Source organism: Polaromonas glacialis (assembly GCF_000709345.1).
GTDB classification, from domain to species: domain Bacteria; phylum Pseudomonadota; class Gammaproteobacteria; order Burkholderiales; family Burkholderiaceae_C; genus Polaromonas; species Polaromonas glacialis.
In genome coordinates, this window is the sequence record NZ_KL448325.1 from 173,824 (window position 1) to 186,181 (window position 12,358).

Annotated in this window: 8 protein-coding genes; 6 read left to right on the forward strand and 2 right to left on the reverse strand. The window is 59.3% G+C overall.

Annotation, left to right across the window (positions count from 1 at the left end; genetic code table 11):
• Positions 1-102: 102 nt before the first annotated feature.
• The 5 genes from EC86_RS0122830 to EC86_RS0122855 all read left to right on the forward strand — a co-directional run bounded on the left by EC86_RS0122830 (position 103) and on the right by EC86_RS0122855 (position 8,085).
• Positions 103-465, forward strand: coding sequence for a thioredoxin family protein (locus tag EC86_RS0122830; protein ID WP_029528147.1), 363 nt, complete (start codon positions 103-105; stop codon positions 463-465).
• A gap of 213 nt (positions 466-678) precedes the next feature.
• Positions 679-2,652 carry a hypothetical protein gene (locus tag EC86_RS0122835; protein ID WP_051676295.1) on the forward strand — a complete coding sequence of 658 codons (1,974 nt, stop codon included), beginning with the start codon at positions 679-681 and terminating at the stop codon, positions 2,650-2,652.
• The gene (locus EC86_RS0122840; RefSeq protein ID WP_029528149.1) at positions 2,646-3,680 is read left to right on the forward strand and encodes an ATP-binding protein; all 1,035 of its coding nucleotides are present in this window, start codon (positions 2,646-2,648) and stop codon (positions 3,678-3,680) included. Before EC86_RS0122835 ends, EC86_RS0122840 begins: the two co-directional genes overlap by 7 nt.
• Positions 3,681-3,686: 6 nt before the next feature.
• Entirely contained in the window at positions 3,687-5,516 is a 1,830-nt protein-coding gene (locus tag EC86_RS0122845; protein ID WP_156955458.1) for a hypothetical protein, read from the forward strand.
• A gap of 679 nt (positions 5,517-6,195) precedes the next feature.
• Positions 6,196-8,085 (forward strand): tyrosine-type recombinase/integrase, encoded by a 1,890-nt coding sequence (locus EC86_RS0122855; protein WP_084181707.1) that lies wholly within the window; start codon positions 6,196-6,198, stop codon positions 8,083-8,085.
• 89 nt (positions 8,086-8,174) lie between these two features.
• On the opposite strand, the gene EC86_RS26570 is transcribed toward EC86_RS0122855, so the two are convergent.
• Both EC86_RS26570 and EC86_RS0122865 read right to left on the reverse strand, forming a co-directional pair.
• A complete protein-coding gene (locus EC86_RS26570) occupies positions 8,175-9,146 on the reverse strand; it encodes a ParB/RepB/Spo0J family partition protein (RefSeq protein ID WP_084181708.1) in 972 nt (323 codons plus the stop codon).
• Positions 9,136-10,326 (reverse strand): AAA family ATPase, encoded by a 1,191-nt coding sequence (locus EC86_RS0122865; RefSeq protein ID WP_036773951.1) that lies wholly within the window; start codon positions 10,324-10,326, stop codon positions 9,136-9,138. The genes EC86_RS26570 and EC86_RS0122865 overlap by 11 nt, the downstream gene beginning before the upstream one ends.
• 531 nt (positions 10,327-10,857) lie before the next feature.
• On the opposite strand from EC86_RS0122865, the gene EC86_RS28105 reads away from it, so the two are divergent.
• Entirely contained in the window at positions 10,858-12,177 is a 1,320-nt protein-coding gene (locus EC86_RS28105; RefSeq protein WP_084181709.1) for a replication initiation protein, read from the forward strand.
• The last annotated feature ends 181 nt before the right edge of the window (positions 12,178-12,358 follow it).

A 12,358-nucleotide genomic window follows, 5' to 3' on the forward strand; every position in this document is an offset into this window, starting at 1 on the left:
CGTCAGCGAAAGACTGCCTGATCACAATATGCAATCTATTGATTTTTTGACAGTTGGCACTGAAGCGTGTTTTGATCGCTTTACTAAAGGGAACCTCAAATCATGACATCTGCTCTTAGCTATGCCAGCGATCCGCCATCACGCGAGGCGATCGATGCCTTGCCTGGGGTTGCACTGCTGGAGTTCGGCACCGATTGGTGCGGCTTTTGCCTTGCCAGCGCGCCCATCATCGCAAAGGCCCTGGCCGCCCATCCCGCAGTCAGGCACCTCAAGGTGGAGGACGGCCGCGGCCGGGCGCTGGGCCGATCATTCGGGGTCAAGCTGTGGCCGACCCTGATCTTCCTGGACGATGGAAAAGAAGTGGCCCGACTGGTCCGGCCAACGGATGGACAAGCTGTGACGCACGCGCTCGCGGCCATCGATCCTGGCGCGCGAGGCTTAGCGAAGCCGGGTACTGTTGGCTAACAACGTTCACACAACTAAATTTGGCCCTTAAATTAGGGTCAATAAGGCGCAAAAAACACCCATAGCGACAATTTCAGCCGACCAAATTGCAAGCAATTCTGGCCCTTGCTGGCAGTTTCAAGTAAATTTGACCCTTGATGGCGTTCTGAACTGGAGCGTGCAATGGCAAAACGGCAGCGAATTGGTGGCCGGTCCACGGGCAGGGATTTCCCCTTGTTGCAGCCTTTTGATCCAGCGCAGTGGCTCCATGTCGACGCGGCGGCCTTGCCAAAAGACCGGCGTGAACAGTTCCTCAAACGCAAGCGCGCTATCGAGCTGTATGCCGATGGTGCAACCGATGCCATGCTGCGTGAGGAAACCGGGCTCAAACGGCGCAACGTTTACCGGCTCATTGCCGACAGGTGCATGCAGCAGGCCGACGATGGGACGGTGCTGGGCTGGCGCGGCGCGCTGCCATTCTTTCGAATCAAGGCCTACACGCGATACGTTGCGCCGAAGGTCGACCCGTGGGGAGACGGCGCGGTTGGCGCGCTTCAGTGGCTATTTTCTTCTCCCGATGGGCACCAGCTCGAAGCAAAGTTTCGACAGCAAATTCTCGGCAAAACACGCGCCCTGGCAGCGCCACGGCAGCCCAGACAGAGCTTGTTTCACTGGTTCATCGAAGAGCTGCGCCGTCTGGGCTACGAGCAACGCGGCGAGTGGCCATTCAACGTCGAGCGCATGGGATACGTCACGATCTGCGGTTTTATTGACAAAGTCCTGTCCGAGAACCCCCAGCGCCAACGCGAAATCCTCGGTGGCATCGATGCCGTGCGCAAGGCCAGGGCGGGCGATGGCGCCGAGCGCCCGCGCCTGCAGGCGTTCGAGCGGGTCGAATGCGATGCGCACAAGCTCGACAGCCGCATGGTCGTGATGGTGCCCTCGCCGCACGGCGGCCAAGAGGCCCGCAAAATTCACCGGCTCTGGGTCGTGGTGCTCATTGAAGTGGCCTCGCGCGCGGTGCTGGGCTACCACCTGAGCCTGGGCCGGGAATGCTCGGCCGAAGATGTGCTGCGCGCCGTCAAGCGCGCGCTCACGCCATGGTGCCCGCGCGAGCTCCAGTTCAGCGCCAACGCCTACGTCCCGGGCGCCGGCCTGCCGTCCGGGCGCTCGCCGCGCTACCTGGGCGCGTGCTGGAATGAGTTCAGCGTCGATGGGGCGCTGGCCAACATCTGCGCCCGCGTCGAGCGGCCCTTGACGGATGTGGTCGGCGCGCGCATCCTCAAACCGCAAGATCCCCACAGTTACTCCAGCCGACGCAGCCTGGACGACAGGCCCTTTATCGAGTCGCTCTTCCGGCACCTGGCCGAGGGCGGCTTTCACCGGCTCTCGACGAGCACGGGCAGCGCACCGAAAGACAAGCAGGGCCGCGACCCGGATGCCGCTGCCCAGGCAAGCGGCTTTCAGCTCGAATATGCCGAGGAACTGCTCGACACGCTCGTGGCCAACTACAACGCGATCCCGCACAGCGGCCTGGGCTACCGCAGCCCGCTTGAGCAGCTCGACTTTCTGACATCCAGCGCCTCCACCACGATCCGCACGGCAGACCCGGGCGAAGTGCAGCGGATGGTGGGCATTCGCAAGCTGTGCACGCTGCTGGGCGGCGCCCACACGGGGCGGCGGCCGCACTTCAATTTTGCCAACGCCCGGTACTCGGCCGAGTGGCTGTGCCTGCGCACCGACCTGATCGGCAAAAGCCTGTGGCTCCATATCGAAAATGAGGACGACGCCCGCTATGCGAGCGTATCGACGACGCAGGGCTTCTATCTCGGCGCGGTGCGCGCCGCGCCGCCCTGGCACCAGACGCCGCACACCCTGTACATGCGCCAGGCAATTCGTGCCCTGCAAAAGCGGCGCCTGCTGCACCTGTCGGGCAGCTGCGATGCCGTCGAGGAGCTGGTGCGCTACGCCGAGTCTTGCGCGGACAAAAAGCTCCCTCCCCACCCCGCCTACCTGCAAGCCAGGCGCGTGCTGCAAAGCCATGCCGAGTCGCTGGCGGGCCAGTCCATGGTGGCGCTGGCCAAGGTCGCCGCATTCCCTGCGGCGGCAACGCCGGCCCCTGGCAGGATTGAGCCGCCAGCGCCCGCACCCGATCCGCCCGAGCCAGCCGTCGTGCTGCCGCCAATGCGAATGGCCCAGCAATGGTGACGCACGACGCCACGGCGGCGCCCTTGGCACCGCTCCTGATCCCGCCCCACATCGCACGCGACCACCCGATCGTGACGCGCGACTATTCGCTGTTCACGCTGGCCATCCACGAGATGGCCCAAAGCATCGCCGGCTGGCTCGACGACCAGGCGGACGGCGCGACGATCTTTGGCCCCTCGCGCTTTGGCAAGTCGAGCGCCGTTGACCATTGGCTGCAAAAACTGCTGTCCGAGCGCCATGGCGGCTACGTGCCCATGGTGGTCTGGAGCCATATCGACTCGGGCGGCGCGCAGTCGGTCGGCCGGTTCTACGCGAACTTGCTCGATGCCAGCGCGCACCCGCTGGCCAAGGCCGTGCGCAGCCCGCTGGACCGCCAGCACATGCTGGTCGAGCGGTGGATGGCGATGGCGGCGCAAGGCGGCGGGCGCTTTGTGGTGCTGGTCATCGACGAGGCGCAGTCGATGACCCAGCGCGAGTGGATCTGGCTGGTCGAGCTGCACAGCACGCTGCAAAAGCAGCGCATCCGCCTGTGCGTGTTCTCGGTGGCGTCGCTGCAGTTCTTCGACGAGCCCATCGGCATGGCCCTGTCCGGCGGCGCGCATGTCGCGGCGCGTTTCATGCTGGTGGCCAGGGCGTTTCATGGCGTGCGCAGCGTCCAGGAACTGGCCTATGTGATGGCCGGTTATGACAGCGGAACGGCGTGGCCTTCGGGCTCGGGCGTGTCGTTCACCGCCGGCCTGGCAGCCCAGGCGTGGGCCGAGGGTTTCAGGATGGAAAGCCAGGCGCCGGCGCTGATGAAAGCCATGACCGAGGAGCTCCCGCCACGCTACGCCGGACCGACCGACTTTCCGATGAAGACCGTGGTCCAGGCGTGCCGGCACGTGCTGCTGCGGGTGGCCGGCGGCGCCGACTGGCGCGACGCGGCGTCGCCCGAGTCGTGGCAACGCATCGTGGCCGAGAGCGGCCACAAGGCGTTGATGGGCATTGTCTCGGCAGCAGCGCCCAAGCTGTGCCAGGCGCCGGGGTGATGCGCCATGCTCACCTCAACACCGGCGGCGCGGTTGACCTGGCACCCGGGCAGCATCCTGCCCTACGCATCGCTCTGGCACACCGTGCTGCGCGTGACCGCGCTCAATGGCATGCGGTCCGGGGAGCTGCCCGACTGGCCGACCACCTTGAGCGCGACAGGGCAGAGGCCGCGCAGCCTGTACCCGCTGCACAACGCCAGGGCTGCGGTCAATACCGATGCGCTGGCCAGCGCGCTGGGCGAAGCGCCTGCCATGTTCACGGGGTCGCACTTCGGCGCGCTGGCGCCCTGGCTGAGGTTTGCCGTCACGCCGGGCTTTCGGCTGTGCGTCCCCTGCCTGGCCGAGGGCTACCATTCGGCGCTGTTCTCCTTGCGCCTCCTGAGCGTGTGCCCCATTCATGGCACGCCACTGCTGGCGCAGTGCCACTGTGGTCAAGCGTTCAGGGACCGCTTGGCGCCGGCGGACTTCGCGCGTGCAGGCAGCTGCGCGTGTTACCGGCTGGCGCTCTTTACGCGCGAAACGTGCCGCTGCCCGACGCTGCCTGCCAGCTTGACGCGTGCCTTGGTGCCGGTCGTCGACTGGCTCGGCCAGCTGTCCGGGCTCATCAAGCCGGCGCCGTGGCGCGAACTCGCCAGGCGCGGCGACAGCCCGGCATGGCTCGGTTTGCTGTTCGAGTGCAGTGCGTCGCTGGGACTGGCCTGGCCGGCGTGCTTTGAAAAGCCGCTGCAGGCGACGCGTTTAATGCTCACGGTGCAGGCGAGCGCGCCGCGCCTGGGCGCCGTCAAGCGCGCAGCAGCGCCTGCGACGCCAATGCCAGCGCGGTCCTCCTATTGGACGGACTCCTCCGCGACATGGACCTACCGGGCCATGTCGCGGCACCTGCGGCGCCATGTGGTGCGCCGCCAGTGGACTCAAGGAACGCGGCTGCTGGGCGCACGTGCCGATCCGCCGCGCCTTGCGCGCTTGCTGCGCACGGACCCCAGCGCGATGCCCGCTCTGGCTGAAATGCTGTGGGCGCTTCAAATGGAGCCCGAGGCGCACGCGCGGCGCTGGCCTTATCGACACCCGTGGCGCCCGGGTGCCGACCCGTTGCACGGCCGGCTCGCGCCAGCGAGCATGGTGCCCGGCCGCGATGCGCTGCCGGGCGCGCCCTGCCCTTTGAGTGCAGCGGCCTGGCACTGGATCGAATACCACGCGGCCGCACACGTGATGGTGGCGCTGTGGCGCGAGGCACTGGCCCGGGCCAGCGCCATGGCCAGCGCCGGCGCTGCCGACTGGAATCTTGTGGACGACCAAGCAAGCCGGTGCGACTGGTCAGCACAAGTCCAGCAGGGCGGCAGCCTGCGCTTCTGGGGCCTGAGCGCGGACACGGTCGGATGGACTGCGCGACCATCTCCTGACAAATCGGCCCGGCGCAATGCACGGCACCAAGCACAGCAAGACCGCTGGCAGCGCGTGCTGGCCGTGTGCAGCGGCCCCTGCCTGAGCTGGACGCCGTGCGACGGCTGGTATGTAGCGGCTGCGGCGCAGCCCGCAGCGCAGGCGTGGCGACGCCACCGCCTGCTGGGCGTGCCGGGTGAGCGGCCGCAGTTCTGGCTGTTCGAGGATGGAGCCCGATTCACGGCCCGTCTTTGCACGAGCCCCCTGCAGGCGTTCGGTGCGACGCCGGGCCGCGCCATTGATGCGCTCAGAAAGTGCACGGCGCAGTACCTTCATCTTTACGGCAGCAGCGCGCTGGCTTATCCTTCTGGCTGGATCGAACCCAGCGATGCACAGCCGAAAGCAGCATGCGCAAAAGTAGGGCCAGATTTAGTTGCAAACTGGGGTCAAATTTAGTTGTGTGAGCGAACCGTTCATTCACATAAAAGTGTTCCAGCAGGGCAAGCACAAGCCGTTGATTTTCTTGAATTTCCAAAAATCCAGTACCAAAATTGAGTGAAGTTCTTTCACACAATAATGTTCTTCGCGTGGAATTTCACATAAAACCATTCCTGAAGTGAACGGAATCAATGAAGGATGAGCGCATCCTTGCAGGTCGGCAGCGCTTGGGTCCACGCAGGTACAGTTTTATGTGAAACCTGGCAACAGTTTTATGTGAATGAACGACAGTTTTATGTGAACTACAGCGGGTTTTTACATAGACTACCCTAAGATAAGTCGCATAAACAAATGGCAAAATATCCAAGTCAAAACTTTCCCCTGCCAGCACGCCATGAAATACTTCAACTACGACAAGGACTTGCCCGCGCCCTGCCCCGCCCAGGCGCCACGCACGCGTGCCGGTGGCCCGGATTCGTTTCTCATGCGCCCAGGACTGGCCCGGCGGCTGGCAGAACCGGCCCGCCGCCCGGTACGCCCGATGGCATCCCCGCCAGCGGCTTTCAGAGGTGTCCCCTGCCCACTGCCTTACCAAGCCCGCATTCAGCCCGCCTGGGCTGTTCTGACGGGCCGGATTGGGGCCACGGCGCGCGCGTTCCGACCCGCTGCCTTGCCTTTCCCACAGGTTTGACGACCCATGACCAGCGCGCACGCCTCGTCCTCTTCGCCCTCCTCCGCTATGTCAGCGCCGACGTCCGGCCGCTTCGTGCGCCGCCTGGGCCCGCACCACTTTGCCTACCTGCGCGCTTGTGCCGAAGGGCTGCACCTGGGCGAATGCGCCCGGCGCTACCTGGGCATCGAGCACGGCCACGAAGCGAAGACGGCGCACCAGGAAGCGGTCGACGCCGTGCGCGCCGTGGCCCGCCGGCGGGGCGAGTCCGCCTGGCGCCTGGTGGGCCTAACGATCCGGGTCGCCAGCGGCGCGTCGCGCCCGTCGCTCGACACGTTCGCGGAGCAGCACGATCTGGACGGATTTTCCGAAGGAGAGGTGGTCAAGCTCTACACCGAAGCCTTTCCGGCAGATCGCAAAACCGCACGCGGCCAGCGCTTGCGCGAGCGCCAACTGGCGCTGCTGCGCCGCCTGGAAGTCCTGTCCGCCGAGACGCCGCAGCCCTCGGACTTGGTGGCCGGCTGGTTTGAGGAGGCGCTGGCGGCCAGGCTGGTCACTGCGGGCCTGCTCACGCTCGGAGCGCTCAACGCCCGCATCTCGGCGGGTGGGCGCTGGTTTGCTTCGCTGCCTGCGGTCGGCATTGCCAAGGCCCGGCGCATCGAGCGCCACCTGGCCACGCTCTTGCCGAGGGATGTGCAGCCCACGAAGCCTCTGTTTGCCCTGAACGCGACGCCGGCGCTGTTTGGGGCGCCCTCGCCTTCCCGCGCTTCTGGCGCCCATACGGATGAGGCATCAGGCATCCGTGTTTTGGAGGAGATCACGCAGGTGGCCTTGGCGCGCCCGCTGCTGGACGTGGACTCGGACGGGCAGGCGGTCCAGAGCTGGATCCAGGCCCGGGCCGGTTCGCTTGCCACGGCGACGCTCTACCAGCGCGATGCGCACCGCCTCCTGCTGTGGCTGCAGTATGAACGCCAGGGCGCGACACTCGCGCAGATGTCGGTGGCCGACTGCGGCGCGTTCATGGCTTTTTTGCAGCACATCCCGCCGCGCTGGATCTCACGGGTTCGCGCCGCCCCTGGCACGCCTGGCTGGGCGCCCTTTCGCGGTCAGCTCTCGCACGCGAGCTGCCGCCAGAGCATCATCATCATTGCCTCGATGTTCGCCTGGCTTCAATCCGCGCAGTATTTGAGTGCCAACCCCTGGGTGCTGGTGAACCAGGCCACGGGCGACGACCCGGGCAAAAAGATGCTGGACACCAAGGCGCTCAGCGAAGCGGCGATGCTCGAAGTGCTGCGCTTTGTGGACGGCCAAAAGCCTTCCCCTTCGCGCGCCCGGATCCGTTTTACCCTGCTGTTTGTCGAGGCCGTCGGCCTGCGCTCGGCAGAGCTTCTCTCGGCCACACTGGGCGATCTGCGCATGGAGCCCGAAGGCTGGGTGATGCAGGTGCATGGCAAGGGCTCGAAGAACCGGATTGCGGCCGTGCCGGGCCAGGCTCTGGCTGCGCTGCAGGCGTACCTGGCCGTGCGCGGCCTGGGCTCTATCCAGGAAGCACCGCCTGGCGCGCACCTGCTCGCCAGCACCGTGGATCCCATGGAGCCGATTGGCTACCAGGCGCTCTACGAGCATGTCAGGGGGTGGCTGGCCAAGGCCGTGCGGGCCTCCTGCCTGCCGGCCAATGAGAGAGAAAGACTGGCGGGGGCGACAACGCACTGGCTGCGCCACACCTTCGGCACCCGGGCGATTGCCCGGCAAGTGCCTCTGGACGTGATACAGGCGCAGATGGGGCATGCGAGTATCCAGACCACCACGGCGATTTATGGCCGCGCGCCCATCAAGCGGCGGGTGGATGAGCTGGGCAAGGCATTTCAATGTCTGCAGGGTAATTCCCATCAGGCTGATCAGCCACACACGAATTGAATTTTTCTTTTAGTTTCGAAAAAGTTTCGAAAAAAAAAGGGGGAGTGGAACCGTTCCACCCCCCCTTCCAGTGTCTCTCTACATCAAGTCTAGCTGATCAATTTAATCAACTCGTTAATGATCTCGTCAAACCTTTGGGGATCAATGTTCGTGAAATTGACGGAAATGCTTCTTGCTTTCGAATTACGAATGATCGATCCGGTTTGACCTTTCACCCCGGAGATAGAAACCGCTTTCTTTGAAGGGGGTGGAACGGTTCCACTCCCCTCCACCAGCATCTTCAGAACTTGTGTGGAAGAACGATTTGCAGGCTCAGAATTGATCTTTTTGGCGACTGCGATCACATGATCAGGGTCTTTCTGCAACGCCTGAGTTAATTCGGTTGCCCAACGGTATTGAAGGTCAAGCGGACTGCGAAACGCCGACAAGACATCACCAGGGAGTCGGGCAAGGGCAAGAGCTTTGCCCAGTTGGCTAAGGTCAATGGAGGCGGACTCCGCAAGCTTTCTGGCAGATGGAAACAAACCCTCATCGAGTGCGCGTGCATACGCAAGACCGGCTTCATAGGGTTTGAGCGGAGAACGCTCACGATTTTCCCTGTCCATCTGACAGAACAATTCAGCATCGTCCATGTGCTCTATCAGTGCAAAAACCGGAAGACCAAGCTCGAGACATGCCATGTGGCGTCGATGACCAAAAATCAATTCGTAGATCCCTGGATTATTGGGAAGGGGTCGCACTTTGATGGGCTGAATATTCCCACCGGCCGATTCAATTTCTTTTTTAAGGTTTTGAAACTCAACATTGTTGAACGATTCTTCGTGACGGTTAGCCCACTTGCTTCGCACGATGGTTTTAGGGTCAAGCTGACGCGCTGGACTCGCACCCTGAAATTCGGCCAACTGTTGCTTCAACCGGCTGTTTTCAATAGATACCTTTTCATCGCGAAACAAAGCCTCCGCATGCATGCCTATGGCAGTTTTTGCCGTCTGCACACGCGCAGAAGAGGACCGGTCAATCTTGCTCAAATCAACCAACGCTGCTTTATCTTTAAGTGCCATGCTGATCTCCTACCTGGCGGTTCCACGCAGTTTCTATCTGTTCTTCTACCAACTCTACGACACGTTCGTAAGCATCAAAAGCACGGCGATAGGTGCGTGCATTGATTGACGACGGATCCGTGTCATAAACCGTCCCGAATTCGGCACTCGCACTGGCTGTTAAAGACGTCTTTGGAATTTCAACCGGCAAAACCATGTTGGCATAACCCGCTGTGATCCATTCACGGACAACGCTTGACGAGGAATCATTGGCATCCACACGCGCAAGCAGCACATCAACAAAATCAAAGCTCTTGGTTTTTCCACGGTTGGTAATCAGATTCGTCGTAAGGTCGTTGAATAGATTCCAGAATTGACCACTTGACGTGAAGTCGAGCGTGCTGGGCGGCAACGGCATGATCAACCCATCGGCAGCAAGCAGCGAATTGATCGTTAAATATGACAGCGATGGAGATGTATCAATGATGATCACGTCGTACTGTGTGCGCGCAATATCAATGCCATGCGTCAGGACATTCCAGAACTCAAAGCTACTTTCTTCCTTTTGTCGAGAAGGCAGCGCGAATTCAGCCGAATAAAGGGCGAGATTCGCGGGAACGATGTCAATTCCTGACCAGTAGGTCGATTGGATTGCATAGTCGATGGAAATTTCAGAGCCGAAGCACAGCGGAAGGATAGTTTGCTCATCAGATACGTCGACATCAGGCAGCACGCCAAACAAGGTAGTCATGGATCCTTGTGGGTCAGTGTCGATGACAAGGACGTTGTGACCGCGCAGGCTTAAACCCTGAGCCAGAGTGACCGCTGTTGTCGTTTTAGTGACGCCGCCTTTGAAGTTCGCAACAGCAATTGTTATCGCCTCAGCGCTTTCAGGGCGCATGTGCTTGGCGCGGACTGTCTTTGCCCAAATGCGAGTGTCTGACAGAGAGAATCGACGCCTATGGCCAAGTTCCATCTGACCGATCGGTAGATCCCCCTTTTTAATGCGATAGTCCATCTGTGCTTTTTCAAGACCACAAATAGTGGCAACTTGATTCGTCGTAAAGGTTGGTGGCTTTTTTCGCGCATTGGGCGCCAGCATCGTACTTCGAACACTTTCGATTACTGCACCAACGCGGCTTGAAGTGGCAATCAAGTCCTCAAGACTAACTCTTGAATCAGTCAATTTTTTGTTTGTCATGCATTTTTCCTGAAAAGACGCGGAAATTATCTCAAGTGCCAGATTGTGCGTGAAACTTCCCTGTTACAGGTAGTTTTGTTTCCTCTTCTATCTTCAAATGCATCAATCACCTCCTTCTCTTTTAAGAAGTTTTAGAAGCTTCAATACCTTTACTTGAAAAAAATCTATTTAAATCAATGACTTACGAGATTTAGTGGAGCTAAACAGCGGGAGTTGTGAGAACAAAATGATGAGTTGTGAGCCGATTCAGCTGAAGTGTGAGATAAAAATCTACAGGGTTCCACATTTGTCCACAGGGAGAAATTTGACATTTTCGGCTTCTTTTTTTGCCACAAATTAACTTTCAAAGCCAAATATTTCGATACTTCTTTGCAAATGTGAGATGAATCAGAGGCTGTTGGATTGAGCAAGATGACTACATGTGAGCGAAATCTGATGCCCTGTGCTCTTAAAGTTGTAAAGACGTGAGAAAACTAGAGGGCGAACACCAATTGCTTTTGTGAATTTGAAGAACTCACAGATAATGAAATTATGAAAGTCGAACAACACCTCGGATCTGATCGGTTGGAAAAACCTGTGTCAACTCTGGCCTTGATTCCAAAGACAGCCGCCATTACCCGAGTCGGACGCCAAGCCTATACCGTAATGCTGCTGATCGCACGTGACCAAGGCAGAGAAGACACGGATACAGGAATGTTTTCGGCGCCGCTGAACACAGTCATTCGAGGCTTTGAAGGGAACGTTTCTGCCAGTAATGATTTAAAGAAACATCTGCGATCGATGGTGACCCATGTCGTGGAATGGCAGTCGCCTTCGCCATCAGAGGCGACTGAATGGGGTGCCTGTGCGTTGTTGTCTGAAGTCAGGTTGTTCAAAAAAAACGGGGAAAACTGGTTATCGTGGGCTTACCCACCGTCTCTGCGTCAAGAAATGATCAACCCTCAGCGTTATGCACAAATTCGTCGCTCGACGATTGCGCAATTCAGAACCCATGCCGGTTTGGCACTTTATGAGATTTGTGCACGCTACAAAGATAATCCATCCCACATGACCAGTAAGCAGCATTGGCAATGGTGGCTGCCAGTGTTAACAGGTAAACCGATACCTGACAAAATAAAAACGGAATTTCGTTTTTTTAATCGAGACACGATTAAGCCAGCAATCGATGAAGTGAACGAGATCAGTGAGTTAACGGTCACAGTAAAAGAGCACAAAGTTGGGCGTACTGTCGAATATTTGCAGTTTGAAGTTTACAAAAAATCTGAGCCTCAAGATGCATTGGCTAAGCCGGTCAATTTCGCTGAAGTGGTTCATGCTCAACAACTAGGAATCGATATCGAAGTTGCTGAAGATCTTTATCTCCGGTATGGAGCCTTTATGTTTGGAAAGGCAGTGCAGCGTTTAGCGGCGCGTATCGCCATGCCGGGTACGCCTGTATTTTCAAGACATGCTTACCTGAAAGTGCTTTTGTCTGGGCGTGCCATCGATGCAGTTCAGAGTTCTGTTGAAGAAACAAAGACCGTTGAGCCAATTGAAAAACCGCCGCTTCTGCTGGTGCAAAATGACGCGGAACAGCGCTTCAACAAGCTTCGAGAACGCGAGAGTGAACGGGTTAAGAAAGTAAGAGCAGAAATCGAAGAACTTGACCCTCAGGCTTTGGGCTTGCTTTTAAATGAGTTCAAAGCCCATTTAACGACACGTAACATGCCGCCGACGGTAATGCAACGACTGGCGGATGGAAAATGGCAATCTGCATTGGTCATGGGAGAACTGATTCGGTTCTATTGGAAAAAAAGCAGAGGTAGTGAATGGATGGGCGCAGAACTGCTGCCAAACAGCCAAGTCAATTGATGGCAGTTGAGATCAGTTCCCTGTTGCTGCACCAGGCTGGCCTGACCTTACACAGAAGTCAGTAAGTTAGAAGACACAAGATCCATATTTTATAAGAGTAAAACAGGGCATTTTTGTCCGCTAAGTTTCTGACTGCTGAGTAAGGTTTTGACGTGAAAACGCACGCGCTTCCAGCGCGCAT

Bases quoted from the DNA above. Each gene is read 5' to 3' on its own strand.
- EC86_RS0122830 (WP_029528147.1), top strand. From the start codon at position 103: ATGACATCTGCTCTTAGCTATGCCAGCGATCCGCCATCACGCGAGGCG.
- EC86_RS0122840 (WP_029528149.1), top strand. From the start codon at position 2,646: ATGGTGACGCACGACGCCACGGCGGCGCCCTTGGCACCGCTCCTGATC.
- EC86_RS0122845 (WP_156955458.1), top strand. From the start codon at position 3,687: ATGCTCACCTCAACACCGGCGGCGCGGTTGACCTGGCACCCGGGCAGC.
- EC86_RS0122855 (WP_084181707.1), top strand. From the start codon at position 6,196: ATGACCAGCGCGCACGCCTCGTCCTCTTCGCCCTCCTCCGCTATGTCA.
- EC86_RS26570 (WP_084181708.1), bottom strand. From the start codon at position 9,146: ATGGCACTTAAAGATAAAGCAGCGTTGGTTGATTTGAGCAAGATTGAC.
- EC86_RS0122865 (WP_036773951.1), bottom strand. From the start codon at position 10,326: ATGACAAACAAAAAATTGACTGATTCAAGAGTTAGTCTTGAGGACTTG.
- EC86_RS28105 (WP_084181709.1), top strand. From the start codon at position 10,858: ATGAAAGTCGAACAACACCTCGGATCTGATCGGTTGGAAAAACCTGTG.